Raw genomic sequence first — 23633 nt, 5'->3', positions numbered from 1 at the left:
GTCTGCTTACAGATATAATGAAAAGGGCTCCGTGAAAGCGGGGCCCTTTTTTATGTGGCGGGTGTTAGGCGGATTAACAACCAAGCCGCAACGGCACTGACCAGCGCTAATAGTGCACCCACCCAAGCCGCATTGGCAAACCCGGCGACCAGCGCGCCATTCCCACTATCGCTGCCGACCAATACGAAACCAAGCAATGCCGTCGCGATTAATCCAGCGGACCGGGATATCGCGTTATTGATGCCAGAAGCGATTCCGCCATGTTCATCGCTGACACTCGCCATGACCGCCGTGGTCAACGGAGCGACGCTGGCGGTCATCCCGAGAGCGATGATCATCAGTGCCGGGAAAATGTCCCGCCAGTAATTGATCTCGGCGCTGTCCAGACGGCTGAAATAGAAAAATCCCGCCGCGACAATTGCGGGGCCGACCGTCAAGATCATCCGCACCCCAAAACGATCACTCAGCCCGCCCGCATAGCGCGACAATAAAGCCATGGTGAGCGGGAAAGGCAGGATCGCAAAACCTGTTTCGGTCGCCGAATAGCCTCCTGCGTTGATCAGCAGAAAGGGCAGCAAAACCAGCAATCCACCCAGCGCGGCATAGAGGAAAAGCGTCAACAGCGAGATACCGGCAAAACTAATGGTATTGAAGAGATTGAGCGGCACCATCGCCTGATCCTGTTTGCGTTTTTCAACGATCAGAAAAAGGCCAGTGACTGCGACAGCGGCGCTGCCGACCAGCCATTTCGCCCCGCTGGCAATATCCGTTTGGGGCAGGGCGGTCAGCGTCCACACCAGAGCGGCCAACCCGATGGTGATCAGAAACGCGCCCGCCCAATCAAGCGGAGCGCTGTCAGCATCACCATTGTCATCTGCAGCGATGGCCCGCTGACCAATGACCAGCGCCAATAAGCCCAGCGGGATGATAAGCGCAAAGGCCCAACGCCAGCTTGCCAGATCCACAGCCCAGCCGCCTAGTACTGGCGCAATTGCTCCGGCAAAAGCTCCCATGCCGGCCCATGTCCCGATGGCCTTCCCGCGCTCGGCTTCGGTAAAGCTAGTCGAGATAATAGCGAGACTATTGGGGGCAAGCAGAGCCGCGCCCAGTCCCTGTAAAGCGCGCATCGCCAATAGGGAGCCAAGGTTAGGCGCAAGAGCGCAGGCGATGGTGCCGAGGGTGAAGATGATCAATCCAGCCTGAAAAACCCGCTTGCGGCCATAATGATCACCAAGCGCGCCGCCCAACAAAATCAGTGCCCCAACGGGCAGCAAATAGCTGTTGATGATCCACTGCGCGCCCTGCGCATCGGTTGCGAAATCCGCCTGCATCGATGGCAGAGCAACATTGACGATCGACCCCATGACGAAGGCCAGACTGGAGCCCAATATGGTAGCGGTCAAAACGCCAGTTTTGTTCGTAGAATCCTTCTCCGCCGGCGGAAAGCCTAGGCTTTCATCGCAAGGGGCGGGAAGGGCGGTTGTCACGCCATTTCAGTTTGGGTTTCAGCTTGCAGCGCTTCGGCTTCTTTTTGGTCAGAGAGATATTTATGTACTGCCTGAATGACCACGGAGCCCTCACCGACGCCGGAGGCTACACGTTTGACCGACCCCGATCGCACGTCACCAACGGCTACAATTCCGGCGCGGCTGGTCATATAGGGACTATCTGTTGGTTCACCTTGGCAGTCGCTGCCGGTACGGACGAAGCCGCCATCATCAAGTTGCAGGCAATCGCCAATCCATTCGGTATTGGGCACCGCGCCGATCATGACAAAGACATTACGGATATCTCTCTTTTCAAGACCATCCGGTCCTTCCCAGCGAACGGATTCCATATAGTCTTCACCGACCAGTTCGGTGATCGCTGTGCCGAATCTTATCGTGACCTTAGGTGAGGCTTCCAAGCGGTCGATTAAATAGCTGGACATGCTGGCCGCCAGGCTGTTGCTGCGGATTAGCAGATGAACATGCTTTGCCGTTTGGGCTAGGAACATCGCGGCCTGTCCCGCGCTATTGCCGCCACCGACGACGGCGACTTCCTCATTTTGACATAGCTTTGCTTCCATAGGAGTAGCGGCATAGTGAATGCCCTGGCCTTCAAACTTCTCATCATTTTCCAGATTGAGTTTGCGGTAACTCGCACCTGTGGCGATGACCAAGGCGCGCGTACAGATAGCTTCATCGCCTTCCAGGTTGATTTTGTTATAATCGCCGCCGCAATCCAGCCCGATGGCATTACGTGAAATAGCCAGCCTCGCGCCGAATTTCTGCGCTTGTATCTGAGCACGTCCAGCGAGCGCCTGGCCTGATATTCCGGTCGGAAATCCGAGATAGTTTTCGATCTTCGAGCTGGTGCCAGCTTGGCCGCCGGGCGCTAGCTTTTCAATGATAATTGTTTCCAGGCCTTCCGAAGCACCATATACGGCCGCAGCCAAACCGGATGGTCCGGCGCCTATGACAGCTAGGTCGTAAAGATGGTCAGGGTGCAGTTCTTCGGTCAAACCTAGCGCATCGGCCAATTGCTTGTCTGAAGGTGCTTTTAGCAGCCGCCCATCGGGTAAAATAACAACCGGCAGATCGCTGCGGTCGATGCTGAAACCCTCCATTGCACTCGCGCTGTCTTTGTCTTCGTCAATGTCGAGCATGCGGTGGGGATAGCCATTGCGCGTCAGGAAGCGATCAATTTGCAGAGTTATACCGTCTTGTTTCCTTCCAATAACGGTCACGCCGCCTTGCATATGCTGGATCAGTCCAACGCGGCGGAGGATGAACGCCCGCATGATGATTTCGCCAATATCAGGTTCCGTCACAACCATTCTTTGAAAATCAGACCGCTTGAAACGCAAAACTTCGGTAACACCGGATGCGCGGCCGCTGACCAGAATTTCGCGGTCATTGAACAAATCAAGCTCACCGGTAAACTGATTTTCGCGGTGGACGGTAAAGACGTTGGCATTGCCGTCTTCGTCCGTATCGAAAATCTCTACTGCACCGGAAACAACGATGAAAAAATCTACACTGCGTTGCCCACGCTCAAACAATAATGCGCCATCTTTCAGCGTTTCTTTTTCGCAGAAGGAACTGATGCGGTTGAGATGACTTTCTTTCAGGGTCGGAAAGGTCTGTTCCTCACGTTGATACGGATCGGCACCATCAACAGACGGGACGCCGCTATTATTTTGGGGGAAGGGGTTTGCGGGTTTTTTTCGGGCTGGGTCATGTCTTTATATCTGACCGTTCATCTTCCAGATATCAAGAGGCGGTTATGTCGCCAACAGATAGACCGAACCAATAATTAGGCTATTGGCGGGCAGCGGATTAGTGGTTAAGGGAAGTGTTATGAAAAACATGATCATCAAAGCAGCTCTTCTGGGGCTTTCGGTTACCACTCTTTCAGGCTGTGCTTTGCTCGGTGGCGGCGGTGGCGGCGGTGCAGACACGCGCTATGTTGCCCGTGATGTAAACACACTTTACAATGCTGCAAAAGATCGTCTTGATCGAGGCCAGTATAAAATCGCTGCGGCTCTGTTTGATGAGGTAGAACGTCAGCATCCCTATTCGCCTTGGGCGCGCCGCGCACAGCAGATGAGTGCTTTCAGCTATTATGTCGCTGGAGATTACAACAAGGCTATCGAAACCTCACGGCGCTTTCTGTCAATCCATCCCGGTAACAAAGATGCCCCTTATGCATTTTACCTGATTGCGTTGAGCTATTATGAGCAGATTAGCGATGTAACCCGGGATCAGAAGATTACCGAGCAAGCGCTAGCAACATTGGGAGAAGTGGCGCGCCGTTATCCCAATACCCGCTACGCCGCTGATGCTACGTTGAAGATGGATCTGGTGAATGACCATCTTGCCGGTAAAGAAATGGAAATCGGCCGCTTTTATCAGCGACGCGGCAAATGGCTTGCGGCGACCATTCGTTTTCAAACGGTCATCGAAAAATATGAAACGACGACGCATGCGGCAGAGGCCTTGATGCGGTTGACGGAATCCTATTTGGCATTGGGTATCCCGACTGAAGCCAAGAAGACTGCTGCGGTATTGGGCGCTAACTATCCCGGTTCGAAATGGTATGAGCGCGCTTATGATCTGGTCAATAAGCACGGTAACAAGCAGGGTTCGACCTGATTTCGTGTAAATTGCCGCGATCCATGACTATGGAGCGTTGCAGCTAAGATAAACGTGATTTAAGAGAGGGCTGTGCTGCAGTCCTTATCCATTCGTGACATTGTTCTTATTGAGGCGCTTGACCTGGAATTTGGGTCTGGTCTGTCTGTGCTGACGGGCGAAACCGGAGCGGGTAAGTCGATCCTGTTGGATTCTCTTGGCCTTGCGCTTGGTAATCGCGCGGATAGCGGATTAGTTCGGCAAGGAACCAAGAAAGCCCAGGTCACGGCGAGTTTTGATACACCAATCGTGGGCAGCAAATTGGCGCTATATCTGCATGATAATGACATCGATGTGGAACCTGGTGAGCCGCTGATCATCAAACGCTCGGTCAAAGCCGATGGCGGTAGCAAGGCGTTTGTAAATGATCAGCCCTGCTCTGCGACTTTACTGCGGGAACTGGGTAGCAAGCTGATCGAAATTCACGGGCAGCATGATGATCGCGGTCTGATCAACCCCAAGGGGCATCGGACTTTACTCGACACTTATGCCGGCGCTGATGGTGCGAAGGTCAGGCAAGCGTTTGAAGGCTGGCAATCCGCCAAGTCGGTCTTGAAAAAAGCGCTCGACGATCAGGAAGCGGCAGAACAAGACCGCGAGTATCTCGAACATAGCGTAGCGGAACTCTCCAAATTCGCGCCACAGCCAGGGGAAGAACAGGAATTGGCGTTGGAGCGCGCGACCATGATGAAGGGCGAAAAGCTGACGGGCGATCTTGAAGCGATCAGGGCAGCTTTTGATGGTTCCAATGGCGGCTTGGCATCCCTGCGGGCGGCGGCACGGCGGCTCGACCGCATCTCAGAAGACCATCCGTTGTTGGCAGAGGCTTTGCAGGCAATTGACCGCGCCGTGATTGAGGCTAGCGAAGCGGAAGAAAAACTGAATGACGCTGCCCACGCGTTGACCTTTGATCCGCAGCGGCTCGACGATATGGAAACGCGGCTATTTGATCTGCGCGCTTTGGCCCGCAAGCATCGGGTGGAAGGTGATGCCTTGCCGCAATTGCTGATTGACCTTGAAACCCGGCTGGCGGCGATTAGCGACGGCGGGAAATCGTTAGGCACTCTGGAAGCGAATGTGAAAGCTGCCAAGAAAGACTATGTGGATGCTGCGGAAACCTTGCGGCTCAAGCGCACGAAAGCGGCGAAAGCATTGGACAAAGCGGTAGCTGCGGAACTGGTGCCTTTGAAACTGGATGCAGCGCAGTTCGAGACCCTTTTGGAGCCATTGGAGGAAGAGCGCTGGGGTGCCAATGGCATAGACCGGATTGAGTTTCTGATTTCCACCAATCCCGGCGCGCCACTGGCGCCGCTCGGCAAAATTGCTTCGGGCGGTGAATTATCGCGATTCATACTGGCGCTGAAAGTTGCCTTGGCGGAAGAGGGCGGGGCAAAGACGATCATCTTTGACGAAGTCGATCGCGGCGTTGGCGGTGCGGTGGCTTCGGCGATTGGTGACCGGCTCTCGCGATTGTCGGACAGCGCACAATTGCTGGTCGTGACCCACAGCCCGCAAGTGGCATCCAAGGGCAATGCCCATATGCTGATCAACAAAAGCTCCAACGGTACGGTGTCCCGCACGGATGTGAACGCGCTGGACCGTGAAGGCCGCCGTCAGGAGATTGCGCGGATGTTGTCCGGGGCCGATGTGACGGATGAAGCAAGGGCTCAGGCAGACCGGTTGTTGGAGGGGGTTTAGTGACTGACCTCTCGGAAGCGGATGCCGCCAATGAATTGATGCGCCTCGCAAAAACCATCGCGAAGCATAACAGGCTCTATCACGCTGAAGATATGCCGGAAATTGCGGACGCAGAATATGATGCGTTGGTGCGGCGGAATAATGAGCTGGAAGAGGCGTTTCCGCATCTGGTGCGGGATGATAGCCCGCACAAGCTGGTCGGTGCGGCGGTGGCCAATTCGCCGCTGTCAAAAGTGGCGCATGAACAGCGTATGATGAGCCTCGATAACGGTTTCTCGGATGAAGATATCGCGGAATGGCTGGCGCGGGTGCGGCGGTTTTTGAATCTGCCAGAGGATGAAATGGTTGCGGTCACGGCGGAGGATAAGATCGATGGTCTTTCCTGCTCGCTTCGTTACGAGAAAGGCGAACTGGTCCTGGCTGCTACGCGGGGCGATGGCCAGATTGGTGAGGATGTAACGGCCAATGTCCGAATGATCGCCGACATTCCCCACACCTTAGCCGGTAAAGTGCCGGATGTCTTTGAAATTCGCGGAGAGGTCTACATGGCCAAGAGCGATTTTGAAGGCCTTAACGCGCGCTTGATGGATGAGGGCAAGGCAGATGCTGCGGCGAAAAATTTAGATTTCGATCCGGGAAAAATTCGCCAATTTGCCAACCCCAGGAACGCAGCAGCGGGTTCGTTGCGGCAAAAGGATGCGAATATCACCGCCAAGCGTCCGCTGAAATTTTGGGCGCATGGATGGGGCGTGGCAAGTGCGGTACCTGGCGAGACGGCTTTTGACGTCATGACGGCAATTGAGAGTTGGGGTCTGCCGCTATCGCCGCTGGTCAAGCGGTTTGAAACGCTGGAGCAGATGCTGGATCACTATCGGCATATTGAGATGGAACGCGCAGACCTGCCTTATGATATCGATGGGGTTGTTTACAAAGTCGATCGGCTCGATTGGCAGCAAAGGCTGGGCTTTGTTGCCAAGGCACCGCGCTGGGCCCTGGCGCATAAATTTCCAGCGGAGCAGGCGCAGACGACGTTGGAAAGTATCGATATCCAAGTGGGGCGCACTGGCAAATTAACGCCGGTTGGACGGCTTAAACCGGTCACGGTCGGCGGCGTGGTCGTGTCCAATGTGACGCTGCACAACCGTGACGAAATCGAACGTCTCGGTGTGCGTCCTGGCGACCGGGTATTGGTCCAACGGGCAGGTGATGTCATTCCGCAAGTGGCTGAAAACCTTACACGCGACGAAGATCGTCAGCCCTATATTTTCCCGGACCATTGCCCGAAGTGCAATAGCGAGGCCGTCGCGGAAGAGGGCGAAGTGGATGTCCGCTGCACCGGCGGCTTGATCTGTCCGGCGCAGCGATTTCAGCGACTGGCCCATTTTGCATCGCGGGCCGCGCTTGATATTGACGGGCTGGGCGAAAAGAGCATCGCGGAATTTATCGAAGCGGGCTTTATTGAAAGCCCCGCAGATATTTTCCGCCTGCACCAGCATCGCGAAGAGATTTTGGCGCGGGATGGCTGGCAGGATAAGTCTGTGGATAATTTGTTGGCGGCAGTGGAAAAGAAACGCTCTGCCGATGCGGCGCGGCTGCTCTTCGGTCTCGGCATCCGTCATATTGGTACGGTAACAGCCCGTGATTTGATGAAGAATTTCACAACACTCCCGAAATTGGCCGAAATCGGAATGGCAGCGCGTGACAACGAAGCTGTGCGTGACGAGGTAACCGAGATTGATGGGGTAGGACCGACGGTAGCGCAGGCGTTGGCCGATTTTTTCCACGAGCCGCATAATCGCGAAGTTTGGGAGGATCTGCTGAGTGAGGTCACGCCGCCCGATTATATTGTCGAGACACGGGATAGTGCCGTTGCCGGCAAGACTGTTGTTTTCACTGGCAAACTGGAAACTATGAGCCGCGACGAAGCCAAGGCACAGGCCGAAGCTCTGGGAGCCAAAGCCTCCGGTTCTGTCAGCGCGAAGACCGACTTACTTGTCGCCGGACCCGGCGCGGGATCAAAAATGAAGAAGGCCGCGGAACTCGGTATTGAAGTGATCGACGAAGCAGCGTGGGCGGATATTGTGAAAGCGGCCGGATAAGGCAAGTATTGTAGGGGTTAGACTTGGCCAAGAAGCATGGAATATTAAAGCAGCTCGCCAAAGATTTGGAGGCACCACCCGAGGTGCGCCGCTTTGGCAGCGGTTGGTTCGCCGGGTTTTTCGCCGTTGTGATGGCGATTGCCGGTCTCGGTATGGTCATTGCGCTACGCTTTCCCGAATGGTTCGCGACACCGGAACTGCAAGCGGTCAAAGATTGGACCGGCTTTCGCGGTGCGGTTCATATTCTGTTGCTTGGTTCTTATGCACTTGCCTTGCTGAGTTTGCTGCTCCGTCCGCGAAGGGCTTTAGGTTTTACAGCACTGGCCATAGGTATAACAGCTGCGTTTCTCGGTGGCGCTAATGTGCAGCCGGAAGATACGCGGAGTTGGGGTATTTTCTTCGGCCTCGACTTCTTCATCGTCAATATGGTCGCCACCGGTCTGATGTTCGCGCCGCTTGAGCGGATATTGCCGCATAAGCGGTCGCAGCGGCTGTTTCGGATCGAGTGGCGAGAGGATCTCTTCTACTATCTGATCAGCTCTATGATGGTGCAGGCTTTGACCTTTCTTGCGCTTGCGCCGTCCAATGTTGTTGTGGCCAATACAAATAGCTGGGAGGCCTTTCGCTTGATGGTCGCTTCCATTCCATGGGTTCTGCAATTTCTGATCGTGTTAGTTCTGACGGATCTGGTGCAATATTTCTTTCACCGGACATTCCACCGATGGCCGTTTCTTTGGGGATTCCATGCGGTGCATCATTCCGCCAAATCGATGGATTGGCTGGCTGGCGCCCGGATGCATTTTATCGAAATTATCTTGCTGCGCGGGATAACCTCGCTGCCAATGATGACATTGGGCTTCAGCCCATCCGTGCTTCAGGCTTATATCGCATTTGTCTATATTTATTCATCCCTGCTGCACGCGAATATCAAGGGTGATTTCAATTGGCTTGGCCATTGGATCGCGACCCCGCGTTTCCATCATTGGCATCACGGATTGGAGCGCGAAGCGTTTGATGTGAACTTTGCGATCCATTTTCCGTGGATCGACAAGCTGTTCGGGACTTTCTATTTACCGCCATCCAAATGGCCGGAGGGATATGGCATTCCGGAAGATGTACCCAGGGGCTATCTAAAGCAATTTGCTTATCCGCTAACGCGTAAGAAGCCCGAATATCCTGAAAATTAAGCGCAGTTTATAGGAATGGTGCCTGCTGAATAGTAAGGGCGACTGACGGTTTCCCCCGAATGTCAGTCGCCCCCGGCCCCACCCGAACTTGTTAGCGGCAATATAGGCTGGAAAATATTCAAGGCGACTGACGGAGTTTCCCCCATCCGTCAGCCGCCCTGATCCCCACCCCAACTCGTTATCCGGCCAAACTCTTATCTCCTTGGATATTTCCTCGGGCTGCGGCTTCTTTGGCTGCGAGTTCTTTCACACCATAACCGCCGTCCTTATTCTCCGGGAACAACGGCCACGCGAGCTGCTGACCAAGAGTGGCCGGTGCAAGATTTTCGACGCCATAACTATCCGGATAGCGGCGCGTAATTTTCGCCGTGCCAAACAGGACGTCCCAGAAGAAAAGAAGATTGCCGTAATTGCCTTTGTAGTTGGTCGCGCCATCTTCCAAGTGGCGACCGTGATGGGCATGATGCGTGGCGGGTGTCGAAATAGTTCTTTCCACCAGCCACATCACAGGTGACAACCACTTAATTTTGTAGAGCGGTGCGTCCCAGGCGACGTCACTATGTGCACCGATAATGACCGTCATTTTTACGATGATATATCCGACATAGACCCAGCCGAGACCCAAGTAGATAAGAATACCGGAAAACCAGATGCCCGGCATGATTGAATAGTAGAAAATGTTGTTCCGATAGACGAGACGAATGCTCATATATTTCGCGTTATGATGCGCGCGGTGAAGATTGTAGAGAAACGGAATCTGGTGAGACAAGCGATGCCACCAATATTGGGTCATATCGTCAAAGATCAGGAATAACCCGATGGCTGCAATGACCGGGATGCCTGCCAATACTCCGGCCCATTGTGGCGCTGCCATGCCCATCAGAAATTGTGCGGAAACGATGATCATTGGCTGAGTGAAAAGCAATAAAGCTGCTGACCCGATAATCTCTACCATCGCATCGTCAACAGTCTGTTCGGGCTTCGCGAAAAGCTTAGTACGAAACAGTTCCAGCACGCCAAAAAGCGCGAAGACCGCTATAATCGCATAAACTTCTGGCCGCATTACTTGCCCTTTGACCGAAACATTACTTGCTTACATTTGTTTTGTAGCAGATAGCCGGTCTTTCAAATGCTAAGAGGTTTGCAATTGGGTGAATCGCGCCAAAATACTAAATCGACCTTCGCAGCTGCCGGTTTTGTCTCCTTGATGCCCGAGAATGTGCGTGGCCCTTTGCTGGACCGCGGGCGCGTCCGGCGCTTCGCTAAAGGGGAATTGATCCAGCAGCGCGGCGATACGGCTAAGGAATTTTGGTATATTGATCACGGCATTATTCAGATTGGCCGACATTCTGTTGATGGAAAATTGACTTTGTTTGCTTTGCTAGGTCCAGGAGAAAGCTTTGGCGAACAAGGCTTTTTGGGCGAATTTCCGCGTATGGTTGATGCAATTGCCGGTAGCGAAGCAAGGTTGATTGAGATTGGCGAAGCGGAATTGCTAGCGGCTATTGCATCTGATGCTAGCGTTGCAAGGATAATGCTGAAAGCCATGGCCAATATGGTCCAGCAGGCTTTCGATCTCATCGATGCCGGACGGAATTTATCCACAGTCGAGCGCGTTTCGCAGGCTTTGCTTCAGTTGCGCAGTGAAGAAGATCACGATGCCATGATACCCGTCACGCAGCAGGAACTGTCTGATCTGGTGGGTGTTTCGCGTATTTCGCTCGGCAAAGCTCTTGCGCAGATGGAGGCAGATGATCTGATAAAGCGGCAATATGGGCAGATCATGGTGCGAGACTGGAACGCACTTCTTGGTTCAAATCGTACCTAATTGTCCGTTTCGGCTTCCAAAAACCATCGCATTACGCCGCCTTGAAAGGGGGTCCAGATACCGGTTCTGATACCGGCTTGGCGTAAAACGTCGCCAGTCCAGCTATTGCAGGTATAAAACGCATTGTAATGGCCTTGGGATCTATAGAACAGATCATATTTTCCATAGCCTTTCGAGGGAATGGATTGACCCGTTTCATCGAGAACGAAGCGATCATTGATGGCTTCCACGATCAGGCGATATTCCGCCTCACTCACTTTGAAGCTCCGCCGATAGTGGGGATAAGTCTGTGGGTATTTCAGGTGATAAACATGCAGCAACACATCGTTGCTCCCGAAAACCGCACTTGCTGCGTCTTTCAACCGCAGATCGCGCCAGTGTTCTGCGTTGCGATAGACGCCTTCATGGCCCCATCCGACAAGGACATGGCTGCCATATACTGTGGGATCGTCGAGATGCTCGGGCCGGATCAAGACACTCCAGTCATGAACATCGCTTTGGATGGGTATGATGATGCCTGTATGTAGGCCATTGGTTTCTATGAATAATTCTATACCATCATCAGGACTCTTCCAGAATTGATTGGCGGGAAATATGCTGCCGAACAGGGCTGCGCCCAGATACGTTATTATTAGCGCCAACAAGCCAGCAAAAATACGTTTGGGCCATTTCATTCGATAAGTTGCCATTGAAACCTTTTCTGCTGTAGGATGCCAAAATGCTGACAGCCCCCGACCCAGAATCCCATGTCTATGACAAGCCGCCTGCACACGCAAATGCGGACTGGACGATCGACCAGAATTGGTCCGCATATACTGCGGAGGAACATGCCACCTGGGACACGCTTTTCGCACGCCAGCGGGAAATGCTGCCCGGCCGTGCGGCGCAGGCGTTTCTGGATGGTATCGACATATTACATCTCTCGCAGCCCGGTATTCCTGACTTTGAGGAACTCAACCGAATATTGATGGATGCCACGGGCTGGCAGGTGGTTGCCGTGCCGGGGCTGGTGCCGGATGACGTATTTTTCGACCATCTCGCCAATCGGCGCTTTGTGTCCGGTAATTTTATCCGGCAGCCCGACCAGCTCGACTATTTGCAAGAGCCCGACATTTTCCATGATGTTTTTGGTCATGTGCCCATGCTGGCAGACCAGCGTTTTGCGGACTATATGGAAGCTTATGGGCGCGGCGGGCTTCGGGCACTCAAATTCGGAACGCTGAAGCAGCTGGCCAGGCTCTATTGGTACACGGTGGAGTTCGGACTGATTCGAGAACCAGAAGGGCTGCGAATCTATGGTGCCGGTATTGTCTCCAGCTATGGCGAGAGCGTTTTTGCGTTGGATAATGATAGTCCCAATCGCATCATGTTTAATCTCGAACGGGTTTTGCGCACCGAATATCGAATTGATGATTTTCAGCAGAATTACTTTGTCATCCCCAGCCTGGACGAATTGTTGCGGGTAACGGTCGAGACCGATTTCAAGCCGGTTTATGAGAAAATTGCCGATATGCCCGATATTGCTATTGCTGATATCATCGAGAGCGATGACGTGATTACACGCGGGAAGCAGGATCATGCCAGTGCACAATCAGGCACGGCGGTTGTCGTTTAAGCGTTCAGCATTCACCAAAATAGTCGGAAGCCAGCGGAGACCTTATGATCCTGTGCGTTTTCGCGAGGCCATATTCGCGGGCCTTGACGAGCGTAAGGCAGGGCCACTCATTTTCCACGCGACTATGACGCAGACGAAAGCCGACGCGAATATAGGCGTGCAAGACATCCAGGCGCTGGGCCTTTAGCAATCCAGCCAGAACCAAAACTGTATTTGATGCCGCCGCCGCAGCAATTTGAGGGGCCAGCGCGATAAGCGGGCCCGCTAATATATTTGCAATAATCAGATCGTAAGGCGCGCGCTGACCTATTGCCGGGTGGTCAAGGCCGTTGCTCGTTTCCAATCTAATTGCCCTGCGCGAATGGCCGATCGCGACATTATTGACCGCAGCATTCTGGGCGCTGACTTCGATGGCAACCGGGTCGATGTCGCTGGCTATGATTTGCGCGGTTGGCCAGAGATCGCGGGCCGCAAAAGCGAGCAAACCCGTGCCGGTGCCAACATCAATGATATTGTCATATTGCTGACCAAGTCGTTTCAGCCGATCAAGACTTTCCAAGCAACACATGGTTGTTTCGTGATGGCCGGTGCCAAAGGCCTGACCAGCGTCGATACAGATATTCCGGACGCTTTTGTCATCCAGCGGTGGGCTGTTGGATGTGTGTACATAGAAGCGGCCGGCACGCAGAGGTTCAAGGCCTTGCTGGCTCATTGTTACCCAGTCTTCGTTTCCCAGTTCCTCGACTGCTGGTATGGTTTTGGACAGTTTGGCAGATGGCGACAGTTCAGCAATTTCTTTCAGAAACGCCGCATCAGGATTGGCATCGCAGTAAATCTCAATCACCCAATCGTCCGGACTTTCGGGGTCCGCTTCTCGTGTGACCACAGTCGGCACGCTATCGGTAGAGCTGATGAAAAGATTGTCCTCCGACAGGCTGTCGGCCTCTTCACGGGTGCAGGGCAAGGTGACTTTCCATGTATTGGTCACCGGATCAGAACCGGATCAATGGTTTGGTTAAGCATTCGCCATCTCCAACGCCTCATTGGCCTCTAACCAAGCCGCTTCATTTTGCTCCAGTTCATCCTGCACAATAGCCCGCAACTTCATCAATTCGGTCATTGTCAGATCGGCATAGTCCTTTTCCGCACTTGCGGGATCAAACATCGCCCGATCAATGCCCGACAATTTCTTGCCCAACGTTTCGATTTTCTTTTCGGCTGTGCTGGCGGTCTTGCGCAGCTCCGATTGCTGCTTGCGGCGTTCCGCAGCCAACCGGCGTTCTTCCTTGCGATTACCGCCACCACCCCCTCCGGCTGTGGGTTTGGCTTCCTGATTTTTCCCCAGCACAAAATCGGTATAGTCATTGAGCGAACCGGTAAATTCACCTGCTTTTCCGCCATCAACCATGACCAGACGGTCGGCGGTCAGTTCCAGCATGTGGCGATCATGGCTGACCAAAATGACCGCGCCGGTATATTCGTTCAAGGCATGAACCAAGGCTTCGCGGGCATCGACATCAAGATGGTTTGTCGGCTCGTCGAGGATCAACAGATGCGGCGCATCGCGCGTGATCAAGGCTAAGGCCAGACGCGCGCGTTCACCGCCAGACAGTTTGCCAACTTTCATCGTCGCCTTGTCGCCCGAGAAACCGAACCGCCCAAGCTGCGCACGCACGGCGCCGGGCTTTGCGTCTTTCATTAGGCGCGTCATATGCTCCAACGGGGTATCCGTGGCGTCGAGTTCCTCGACTTGATATTGGGTGAAATAGCCGACGGTAAGCTTGCCGGACTTGTTCATCGCGCCCGCTTTGGGTTCCAGCTGACTGGCCAGTAAACGCGCAAGGGTCGTCTTGCCATTGCCATTGCGGCCGAGCAAAGCGGTGCGATCATCGGGATCGAGGCGCAGGTTCAGACTGGAAAGGATGATATTATCGCCATAACCGACAGCGGCATCGTCCAGCGTAATCAGCGGCGGCTTGAGTTCCGCGGGATTGGGGAAATGAAAGCTGAGGGACGGGTCTTCAATCGCGGCCGCAATCGGTTCCATGCGTGATAGTGCTTTGACACGGCTTTGCGCCTGTTTTGCACTATGGGCTTTGGCCCCCCAACGGTCGACAAAGGCTTGCAGTTTCTGACGCTGAGCAACTTGCTTTTCACGGGAGGCAGCCATTTGTGCCTGACGCTCCGCGCGCTGTTTCTCGAACGCATCATAGCCGCCGGGATAAAGCGTGGTCTTCCCACCTTGCAGATGCAGAATATGATCGACCACATTGTTGAGCAAATCCCGCTCATGGCTGATCACTAAGATGGTCGCTTGATAGCTGGTCAGGAAATTTTCCAGCCATAGGGTGGCTTCCAAATCGAGGTGGTTTGACGGCTCATCGAGCAACAGCAATTCAGGTTGTGAGAACAGCAGCGCTGCGAGTGCGACACGCATGCGCCAACCGCCGGAAAAACTGTCCATCGGTTGTTGCTGTGCTTCTTCGTCAAAACCCAGGCCGATCAAGATTTTGGCGGCGCGAGCCGGGGCGCTATGCGCTTCAATCATGTTAAGACGCTCGTGGATTTCGGCAATCCTGTGCGGTTCGTCTGCCGTTTCCGCTTCTGCCAATAAGGCTGCGCGCTCTGTGTCCGCCGCCAGAACTGTATCCAAAGGCGTTTCTGCGCCTGCCGGGGCTTCCTGCGCAATATAGCCCATGCGCGCGCCTTTGGGCATATCCACGCTGCCATCATCGGGTTCGAGCAATCCTGCAATCACTTTCATCAAAGTGGACTTGCCGGCCCCATTGCGGCCGATCATCCCCACGCGCGCGCCGGGGGGCAGGGCGGCGGTCGCCCCGTCCAAGATAACCGCACCGCCAAGGCGCACCGTGATGTTGCTAAAATTCAGCATGGCCGCTCGTTAGCGGAGCTTTGGGGATTCGGCTAGTGAGAGTGAAGTTTGCTACACCGAAACCACTTGCTTGGAACTTTGTCCTATCAAACTATCCATTACAATCTCGAAGGCCGATGATAGTCTCGCGCCCTATGTTGACACCCAAAGCCGGTTTTTGTTTTCGATGGTGATGAATAAAAACCCTTTCATATAAATCCACTAACAATAGACCTGCTCCGTCGAGTGTGACCTTCCGCAAGCACCACCAATCCACAACATCATCGCATATTCGCCAATATCAAAGAGCCAAGTTGAACATAGCTCATGACAGGGGCTGTAGGAAAGAGTTGCGTGGCCGATTCATCCCGAAGCCGACACTTGGGCATGAACGCAGCCGATCGCGGCTTGCCCGATTTACAGCAAAGTAGGTTTAGTCTGACAAAACCAATCAGAGACAGGTTGCAGTTACTCTGACAGCGACGTTTCCGCAGATACCTTATATTGAAGCGTCTCATCTACATTGCCGCGCGTATAGGCGTGATAGCTGCTACGCGTTTCGGCATAGATGCGCTGAGCGATCGGCTTGCCCCAATCCGTTTCGTTAAGTGCTGTGAACAAGGGGCTGACAAACTTATTGCGTCCCACTGTCGCCAAAAAGCGTTCGGCTTGCGGAACGGTCGGAGCATATTCATTGCGCAGCGCTGCCTCCAGCCACAGAAACAACACTTCATTGTTGTCAGTTTGCGAAAGCCCCAGGGTCGTGTCCAGTGCTGCCAGTTGCTCGGCAGACAAATCCTGAGGGAGTTCCTCAAGGAAGCGCCGCTGCTCTGCCGCCGTCCAGTCGCGCCAGACCTTGACATTGGGCAGCGCTGCCTCATTCGCATAAGCTGCCACCGCGCTGTCCACTTCTGCAAAGGCCTGCGGATCAGGTTTCCAGGCGTTTTCCGGCAGGCCGGTGCCATAAACCCATTCGTCCAACATCAATCGTTTTTCCAGTTCAGCATCATCACCGATCAGCTTCTCGCGCAGATCAGCCAGAAACATTTCGGATGTCACCGGCTCAAATGCGTGACTGTCAAACCACTGAGTCAGCCAGGCATCAAATTTTTCGCGGCCGATGATATTCTCCGCCGTGCGCAGGAACACTGTCCCTTTGTCGTAAATCGCGAAACCCTTCGTATCGAACGGGCTTATCGCATCGGGTGTACGCATGGCTGTGCCTGGATTGTCTGCGCCGACATCATCGATGCCGCCGACCAAACCGGCATAGCTGAGAGCATATTCCTGCTCGGCGCGCTCTTTGCCATAGACTTCCTCGACGATGCGGTTCTCGAAATAGGACGTGACCCCTCGTTCAACCATCCATCGCGCCAGCTCGAATAGGTGGTCAAGTTTCCAGACCAGCTATGGGCCAGTTCATGGGCAACCAATCCGTTGTTAGAGCGATCACCCGCAATGAACGTCGGTGTGAGAAAGGTCATCACCGGGTTTTCCATGCCGCCATAGGGGAAGGCTGGCGGCAGGATGATCATGTCATAGCGGCCCCAGCGATAGTCACCGAACAATGCAATCCCGGCGTCGATCATCTCTTCTGTATCGCCGACTTCTTGCGCGGCCGCTTCGATGACTTCGGGCTCTGCCCATACCCCGGAACGCGAGCCAAGCTCGCGAAATTCGATATTACCCGCTGCAATGGCAATCAAATAAGGAGGGACCGGGTTGTTCATCACGAAGCGAAAATCACGGCGGTTCCCGTCCTCTGGTTCGGGATCGCCCTGAATCACACCGCTCATGACGACATTCAAAGGCTCGGGCGCCGAGATGGTCGCTTGCCATGTCTGTCGAATTCCGGGGCTGTCCTGGGTGGGAATCCAAGTGCGGTTATTGATCGCCTGTCCTTGGCTGAAGATGAAGGGATGCTTGCCACCCGCTGTCTGCTCCGGGCTTAACCACTGCAAGGCCTCGGCCTCGGGAGCAGAGACATATTCGACCACGATCCGGTGTGTTGCAGCAAGCGCGCCCTCTGCCAGCTCGGCATCTCGCTCCAGTTTTTGAGCCGGAAGCTGGATGGTCAAGGGTTCGCCCTTACCTTTGACCGTCTCGCCAAGGGCAAATATCAGAGCATTGCCAGCCTCATCGGTGACCGCAGAGACGCGAAGCCCATTGGAGTCGAGGATAATCTCGCTGGCCTCATCCGCCGCCAGCACATCCAAAGTGGCCGTTCCGCCGATCGTCTTCGCATCAAAGTCCATCGCCAGATCCAAGTCAATATGCGTTACACGCGCCTCTTGAGGCTTTGCAAAAGTCTGATCATCAAACGCTTCTTTGCTTGTCAATATTGGCGCGATTTCGCCCCGTTGAGCCGTGTCCTGAGAGACCAGGTCACCGCAGCCGGCAAGGAGGAGTAGAAACGGCAATATAAGAAATGAGACGTGAATGCGCATAGGGAAATCCTGATCAGAGAGAATTTTCAGGTGATTTACATCATACGCAGCCGCTTGCCAGCCCCTGATACAATAAAATATCCCCCGTCAACATTCGATAGACGAACCGTTCCGGCTTTTCCAAATTGCTCATGTCCGATTTTGCGCCCAAAGCGACCGCTAGCAAATACTAGCGCTTCGTAGCCAGCCAGATTATATGATGCGCTCCGCGTTTGCCATGTGCGCGGACTGGTGTCTCTTCCACTGCGAAGCCAGCATCCGCCAATCGCCGTGTGAACTTTGTGTCCGGCGCAGAGGACCAGACCGCTAATATGCCGCCGGGTCGCAGCGCCTTTTGCGCGGTTTTCAAACCGGCGCTATTATATAGTCTGTCGTTTGACGCATGGGTGATCCCGTCCGGGCCATTATCCACATCCAATAGGATCGCATCATAAGACCCATGATTTTGAGAGATCAGGTCGAACACATCTGCGGTTTCGATGGTGACGCGGGGATCAGCCAGGCTGCCATCAAATATCTCTGCCATTGGTCCCTGCGCCCATTTGACGACGGCTGGCACCAGTTCTGCCACTACGACTTCCGCCTTTGCGCCCAATAACGGCAACGCGGCGCGCAGGGTAAAGCCCATGCCGAGCCCGCCGATCAATAGGCGCGCTTCGGTCCGGTCGGACAAGCGTTTACAGGGCAGGGTGGCGAGCGCTTCCTCCGATCCGCTGAGCCGGCTGTTCATCAGCTCATTGCTGCCCAGCATGATCGAAAATTCCTGACCGCGCTGGAACAGCCGAAGCTCTCCGCCGCCATTTGGAACATCCGCCGTGTCGAGTAAAATACGCGGTGTCACCGGACGAAGCTCGCGCCATTGGCATCGAGCACCGCGCCAGTCATGGAAGCCGGGGCGTCGAGCGCGCAGTATTTGGCCATGGATGCAATTTCCTCTGGCTGGGCCACGCGGCCTAGCGGGATATCCTTGAGCAGTTTTTCACCGCCTCGGCTTTCCAGATAATCCTCAGCCATGCCGGTCATCGTAAAGCCAGGACAAATGGCAAAAGCCAATATCTCTTCCTTGGCATAGGCGCGGGCGATGGTTTTGGTCATCGCGACCATTCCGCCTTTTGAAGCCGCATAATGCCAATGATCCGGGCTGTCTCCGCGATAGGCGGCGCGGCTGGCGATGTTGACGATCCGTCCCGCCGTTTCCCGCTCCTGAAAATGCCGCACGGCCAACCGGCAAAGCTGCGCCGACGCCGTCAGATTGATTTGCATGGTTCGGTTCCAGCTGTCCAGCCAGTCTGTATTGCTGCCAGCGATAGGGTTAGGATCAAAAATGCCGGCATTGTTGATTAGAACATCAATGCGGCCGTCTAGCCGATCCAAAGCGTCTTGCCACAATCGCGAGACATTATCTGAGTTCCCAAAATCCGATTTTAACAGTCCTGCTTCGCCGGAAGTGCTGTGCCCGACCACTAGAATATCGCTCCGGTCAAAACCGTCCAATATCGCTTTCCCAATGCCGCGGCTTGTGCCTGTTACCAAAATATGTGTCTTTGTATCTGTCATGCTGTGCAGGAATAGGGCGAGCACAGCCAAAGGTCCAACAAGAGATGCCGAAAGGCTGATAATTTTAATAGCGCTTTTGTGATTTGCATGAGTGCGACGGCATTTTGCATCCAGAAACTGGACAAGCAGCGCAGAAAAAGCCAGCTATCCTGTTTGCATGCCGCCATGTTTTCGCTAAAGCACTGGTTCGTTTACGAAGACTCCAGCTAGACGCGGAGTTTCTGATCAGGGGACTAAAATTGGTTAAGCCAACGAACCGGCCATTATCGCCGCATTTGGGAATATATAAATGGGGGCCGCATATGCTGGTCTCCATCCTCCACCGCGCCACGGGTGATGCACTCGCCTTGCTCGGCGCTCCTATACTGGTTTGGTGGTTGTACAGCATTTCCGCTGGACCGGAATCTTACGAATTTTTCGTCGGTATCATGACGACCATTCCCGGCTTCATTGTCATGATCGGTATGACCTTTGCCCTGTTCGAACATACATATTCCGGCCTGCGCCATTTCGTGCTTGATGCGGGCGCGGGTTATGAACTCCAGACGAACAAATTATGGTCGGCCGCTGTGCCCGTGTTGGCGTTGCTTTCAACCGCTGCGCTCTGGTTTTTCATCTCTTCAAAGTTGATTGGATAAGACGATGGGATCAGGAACAAATATTGGTAAAGTCCGCGGTCTTGGTTCTGCTCAGGAAGGCGCCCATCACTGGATCATTCAGCGCGTTACCGCTGTCGGTAATCTCGCGCTAATCGGATGGCTTCTTATCTCTTTGTTGAGGCTACCCCATTACGAACATGAACTTTTGATCGGCTGGTTATCCTCGCCACTGGTTGCGGTTCCGATGATGTTGATGCTGGTGAGCATCTTTTGGCACTTGCGGCTTGGCCTGCAGGTACTGATCGAAGATTATGTCCCTGATCACGGCCTGAAATTTGGCCTCATCATCCTGCTTAACTTTTTCGCCATTGGCGGAGCAGCGCTGGGAATATTCGCTGTCGCCAAGGTCGCCTTTACCGGAGTGGTCGCTTAATGACTGACACAGATTCAAAACCCGCTTACAAGATTATCGATCATACGTTCGACACGGTCGTCGTGGGGGCCGGTGGATCCGGTTTGCGCGCCACCATGGGCTCCGCCGAAGCGGGCCTGAAAACCGCTTGTATTACAAAGGTTTTTCCAACACGTTCGCACACAGTCGCTGCGCAAGGCGGTATTGCCGCTTCGCTGGGTAACAACACGCCGGATCACTGGTCCTGGCATATGTATGACACGGTCAAAGGTTCTGACTGGCTGGGTGATCAGGACGCGATTGAATATCTCGTCCGGGAAGCACCTCAGGCGGTTTACGAGCTGGAACATGCCGGTGTACCGTTCTCCCGCAATGAAGATGGCACGATCTATCAACGCCCCTTTGGCGGTCATATGCAGAATATGGGTGAAGGACCTCCGGTTCAGCGCACCTGCGCTGCAGCCGACCGGACCGGTCACGCGATGCTTCATGCGCTCTATCAGCAGAGCCTGAAATATGACGCGGACTTTTTCATCGAATATTTCGCCATCGACCTGATCATGGAAGACGGCGAGTGCCGCGGTGTGATCGCAATCTGTTTGGAAGACGGATCGATCCATCGTTTCCGTGCGCATGCAGTCGTGCTCGCAACCGGCGGTTATGGTCGTTGCTACTACAGCGCGACCTCTGCCCATGCTTGCACCGGTGACGGTGGCGGCATGGTGCTGCGCGCTGGCCTGCCTTTGCAGGACATGGAATTTGTGCAGTTCCACCCGACCGGTATTTACGGTGCGGGCGTGCTGATTACCGAAGGCGCGCGCGGGGAGGGCGGTTATCTGACCAATTCCGAAGGCGAGCGTTTCATGGAACGCTATGCGCCGAGCGCAAAAGATCTCGCGTCTCGCGACGTGGTCTCCCGCTGCATGGCCACCGAAATCCGCGAAGGTCGCGGTGTCGGACCAGAGAAAGATCATATCTATCTGCATCTCGATCATATTGATCCAGGTGTTTTGGCCGAACGGCTGCCTGGCATTACCGAAACCGGCAAGATTTTCGCTGGTGTCGACTTGACGCGTCAGGCTCTGCCGGTGGTGCCGACGGTCCATTATAACATGGGCGGCATACCCTGTAACTATCATGGCGAAGTGGTGAACCCGACGAAGGATGATCCGGATGCGGTAGTACCCGGACTATATTCCGTAGGCGAAGCGGCTTGTGTGTCTGTGCACGGTGCAAACCGCCTTGGCTCTAATTCGTTGATCGATCTGGTGGTCTTCGGCCGGGCAACCGGCCTGCGTCTGAAAGACAAACTAAAACCGGGGGCATCGCACAAGCCATTGCCCAAAGACTCAGCCGATCTCTCACTTTCTCGTCTGGATCATTTCCGCTATGCGAAAGGCGGTACAACAACCGCCTCACTGCGCACAGAGATGCAGAAAACGATGCAGAAAAATTGCGCTGTGTTCCGCGACGATGAGTTGCTGGCCGAAGGCGTTAAAGAGATGCAGGCGGTCAACAAAAAGCTCAGCGATGTTAGCGTCACCGACCGCTCACTGATCTGGAATACCGACCTTATCGAAACGCTGGAACTTGACAACCTGATGGGTCAAGCGGTCGTCACCATGGAAAGCGCCGCTAACCGCAAGGAAAGCCGCGGTGCCCATATGCATGAGGATTATGAAGACCGGAATGACAAGCAATGGATGAAGCACACGGTTGCAACATTTAACGGCTGGGGCGGCCCCGATCAGGCGCGCGGTACCGGTAAAGTCGATATCAGCTATCGTCCGGTTCATGACTTCACGCTGACTGACGAAGCGGAATATGTGAAACCCAAGAAGCGGGTTTATTGATGCAAAGAGGATTGAGCTTTAGTTTTGCTCAATCAATTCAGTATCTGTGTTTTTTCCTGTTTAGTGCAATTGCTTCTCAGCCGGTTCTAGCTGACAGTTGGGCACCACCTGGACAGGCTGTGTTCGAGTCAGATTCAGGTGCTGCTCGCGTCACCATCATTCCGCGTGATCTGTCTAGTCCCCTAGAGTATTTTCGCGACAAGCTGGATGAACGGAAAGATCCGGGGCTTCCGCCTGACGCTTCCATTGTTAGGGCTTTGGCGGTCATCGAAATGAAAGATGGATCGGGCAATTGGCTAACCAATTGGGAGGTGGACCTTGTTAATGAAGTGGCTCCAGTCACGGCAATTCTTTCGGATGATGGCCAGTATCTGGTTACGTTCGATAACTGGCATAGTGTAGGCTATGGCCCGGCCACAATAGTCCGTTATAAGCGTGGAAAGGGCCTATTGGGTGCTCACGACTTGGAGTCGTTCCTGCCGCCCTACTACTTGCAGGCCTTACCGCGAAGTGTGAGTTCCCGGTCTTGGAAAAAAGGCGATCCAGTATTTGACCATGAAGGATTTAAGCTGGCCATAATTTCTCCAGTTCTTGACTCCCGAGGCGATCATTCAAAGGTAAAGACTGTCGAGTTTAAAATTGATTTGGACAGCGGATACGTCTCGAAAAGCGATACCGATGCATGGATAGACGCTATGTTGTCTGCTCTCGCCGTACAAAAAAGCCAATTGGATTGGGAAGCGAACAGGATAGAAGCCGAGCTGGCGCCGCTTATAGCGAAATACCCCATGACGGAGCGCGACTGGCATCACTACATGCGGGAGGCTTGGTTTCGCATGATTGAACCCGATGATATCAGCGCCACCAAACATTTGAGACCGGTTGACCACGCCGATTATCAAAAGTCGGTGCAATGGATTAAAGATGAATTTGCCGAGATGGTGGAAGGCAAGAATGAAACGGATTGGATATATACTGAGCTTTCCATTGCCTCGTCTGACCAACAAAACCTGCTGAAGTTATTGTCTGCCATCGCTGCAGATGCGAATCCGGGGGACTTTCGTTGGGGCAGGGCGCTGATTGTAATTGAGGGGCAATATTGGCACCAGCTGAAAGCTGCGTTTAAGCATACCGATATCAAACTGCATTTCGCTGATCCAAAAAAAGCAATCCCTTCGTCACCGCAAAGGTTGAAAATTTTATTCAATCCCGATCCGCGCGAAGATGATGAGTTCGATTTTCTAAAAGATTTGTAAGTCCCGGTCTTGCAAGCTGTGGACCCCATAAATAA

At 54.0% G+C, this 23633-nt stretch carries 19 protein-coding genes and 1 pseudogene; 10 read left to right on the top strand and 10 right to left on the bottom strand.

Annotated elements, in window-relative coordinates; all coding sequences use genetic code 11:
* Positions 1-50 precede the first annotated feature (50 nt).
* Together J4G78_RS03470 and J4G78_RS03465 are read right to left on the bottom strand one after the other, a co-directional pair.
* Positions 51-1487 carry an MFS transporter gene (locus tag J4G78_RS03470; protein ID WP_207988509.1) on the bottom strand — a complete coding sequence of 479 codons (1437 nt, stop codon included), beginning with the start codon at positions 1485-1487 and terminating at the stop codon, positions 51-53.
* The gene (locus J4G78_RS03465; protein ID WP_259371357.1) at positions 1484-3061 is read right to left on the bottom strand and encodes an FAD-dependent oxidoreductase; all 1578 of its coding nucleotides are present in this window, start codon (positions 3059-3061) and stop codon (positions 1484-1486) included. The genes J4G78_RS03470 and J4G78_RS03465 overlap by 4 nt, the downstream gene beginning before the upstream one ends.
* Positions 3062-3350: 289 nt before the next feature.
* Between J4G78_RS03465 and J4G78_RS03460 the strand changes: the two genes are divergently transcribed.
* The 4 genes from J4G78_RS03460 (at position 3351) to J4G78_RS03445 (ending at position 9159) form a co-directional block, all read left to right on the top strand.
* On the top strand, positions 3351-4136 hold the full coding sequence (locus J4G78_RS03460) for an outer membrane protein assembly factor BamD (RefSeq protein ID WP_207990373.1): 786 nt from the start codon (positions 3351-3353) through the stop codon (positions 4134-4136).
* A gap of 72 nt (positions 4137-4208) precedes the next feature.
* Positions 4209-5873 carry a DNA repair protein RecN gene (recN, locus tag J4G78_RS03455; protein ID WP_207988507.1) on the top strand — a complete coding sequence of 555 codons (1665 nt, stop codon included), beginning with the start codon at positions 4209-4211 and terminating at the stop codon, positions 5871-5873.
* A gap of 38 nt (positions 5874-5911) precedes the next feature.
* Positions 5912-7972: an NAD-dependent DNA ligase LigA gene (ligA, locus tag J4G78_RS03450; protein ID WP_207990371.1), complete on the top strand. Its 2061-nt coding sequence runs from the start codon at positions 5912-5914 to the stop codon at positions 7970-7972.
* A 23-nt stretch (positions 7973-7995) separates the two neighbouring features.
* Entirely contained in the window at positions 7996-9159 is a 1164-nt protein-coding gene (locus J4G78_RS03445) for a sterol desaturase family protein (RefSeq protein WP_243457202.1), read from the top strand.
* Positions 9160-9337: 178 nt separating this feature from the next.
* Here J4G78_RS03445 and J4G78_RS03440 read toward each other — a convergent pair whose 3' ends face one another.
* Positions 9338-10222, bottom strand: coding sequence for a sterol desaturase family protein (locus tag J4G78_RS03440; protein ID WP_207988506.1), 885 nt, complete (start codon positions 10220-10222; stop codon positions 9338-9340).
* An 84-nt stretch (positions 10223-10306) separates the two neighbouring features.
* Between J4G78_RS03440 and J4G78_RS03435 the strand changes: the two genes are divergently transcribed.
* A complete protein-coding gene (locus tag J4G78_RS03435; protein ID WP_207988504.1) occupies positions 10307-10987 on the top strand; it encodes a Crp/Fnr family transcriptional regulator in 681 nt (226 codons plus the stop codon).
* Here J4G78_RS03435 and J4G78_RS03430 read toward each other — a convergent pair.
* Positions 10984-11661 carry a TIGR02117 family protein gene (locus J4G78_RS03430; protein ID WP_207988502.1) on the bottom strand — a complete coding sequence of 226 codons (678 nt, stop codon included), beginning with the start codon at positions 11659-11661 and terminating at the stop codon, positions 10984-10986. The two genes, J4G78_RS03435 and J4G78_RS03430, sit on opposite strands and share 4 nt — an antisense overlap.
* 44 nt (positions 11662-11705) lie before the next feature.
* On the opposite strand from J4G78_RS03430, the gene phhA reads away from it, so the two are divergent.
* Entirely contained in the window at positions 11706-12602 is an 897-nt protein-coding gene (phhA, locus tag J4G78_RS03425) for a phenylalanine 4-monooxygenase (protein WP_207988500.1), read from the top strand.
* Positions 12603-12606: 4 nt separating this feature from the next.
* Here the strand turns inward: phhA and J4G78_RS03420 are convergent, their stop codons facing one another.
* The 6 genes and pseudogenes from J4G78_RS03420 to J4G78_RS03400 form a co-directional block, all read right to left on the bottom strand.
* Complete coding sequence (locus J4G78_RS03420) at positions 12607-13590, bottom strand: 50S ribosomal protein L11 methyltransferase (protein WP_207988498.1); 984 nt, start codon at positions 13588-13590, stop codon at positions 12607-12609.
* A gap of 27 nt (positions 13591-13617) precedes the next feature.
* Positions 13618-15495, bottom strand: a complete 1878-nt coding sequence (locus tag J4G78_RS03415; RefSeq protein ID WP_207988496.1) for an ABC-F family ATP-binding cassette domain-containing protein — start codon at positions 15493-15495, stop codon at positions 13618-13620.
* A 447-nt stretch (positions 15496-15942) separates the two neighbouring features.
* A complete protein-coding gene (locus J4G78_RS18060; RefSeq protein WP_243457289.1) occupies positions 15943-16458 on the bottom strand; it encodes a leukotriene A4 hydrolase C-terminal domain-containing protein in 516 nt (171 codons plus the stop codon).
* A 96-nt stretch (positions 16459-16554) separates the two neighbouring features.
* Positions 16555-17729: pseudogene (locus J4G78_RS18055) on the bottom strand (M1 family aminopeptidase/hydrolase); the annotation flags it as partial.
* Positions 17730-18090: 361 nt separating this feature from the next.
* Positions 18091-18762: a spermine/spermidine synthase domain-containing protein gene (locus tag J4G78_RS03405; protein WP_207988494.1), complete on the bottom strand. Its 672-nt coding sequence runs from the start codon at positions 18760-18762 to the stop codon at positions 18091-18093.
* On the bottom strand, positions 18759-19478 hold the full coding sequence (locus tag J4G78_RS03400) for an SDR family NAD(P)-dependent oxidoreductase (RefSeq protein ID WP_207990367.1): 720 nt from the start codon (positions 19476-19478) through the stop codon (positions 18759-18761). Before J4G78_RS03400 ends, J4G78_RS03405 begins: the two co-directional genes overlap by 4 nt.
* 239 nt (positions 19479-19717) lie before the next feature.
* Here J4G78_RS03400 and sdhC point away from each other — a divergent pair, with 239 nt between their 5' ends.
* The 4 genes from sdhC to J4G78_RS03380 are packed head-to-tail and all read left to right on the top strand — an operon-like array spanning position 19718 to position 23598.
* On the top strand, positions 19718-20116 hold the full coding sequence (gene sdhC / locus J4G78_RS03395) for a succinate dehydrogenase, cytochrome b556 subunit (protein ID WP_207988493.1): 399 nt from the start codon (positions 19718-19720) through the stop codon (positions 20114-20116).
* Between the two features lie 4 nt (positions 20117-20120).
* Complete coding sequence (sdhD, locus tag J4G78_RS03390; RefSeq protein ID WP_207988491.1) at positions 20121-20510, top strand: succinate dehydrogenase, hydrophobic membrane anchor protein; 390 nt, start codon at positions 20121-20123, stop codon at positions 20508-20510.
* Positions 20510-22342: a succinate dehydrogenase flavoprotein subunit gene (sdhA, locus tag J4G78_RS03385; RefSeq protein ID WP_207988489.1), complete on the top strand. Its 1833-nt coding sequence runs from the start codon at positions 20510-20512 to the stop codon at positions 22340-22342. Before sdhD ends, sdhA begins: the two co-directional genes overlap by 1 nt.
* On the top strand, positions 22342-23598 hold the full coding sequence (locus J4G78_RS03380) for a hypothetical protein (RefSeq protein WP_207988487.1): 1257 nt from the start codon (positions 22342-22344) through the stop codon (positions 23596-23598). The genes sdhA and J4G78_RS03380 overlap by 1 nt, the downstream gene beginning before the upstream one ends.
* The last annotated feature ends 35 nt before the right edge of the window (positions 23599-23633 follow it).

The organism is Parasphingorhabdus cellanae (assembly GCF_017498565.1).
Classification (GTDB): domain Bacteria; phylum Pseudomonadota; class Alphaproteobacteria; order Sphingomonadales; family Sphingomonadaceae; genus Parasphingorhabdus; species Parasphingorhabdus cellanae.
Note: the sequence above shows the minus strand (reverse complement) of the source record. Positions and strands in the feature narration are given on the sequence as shown.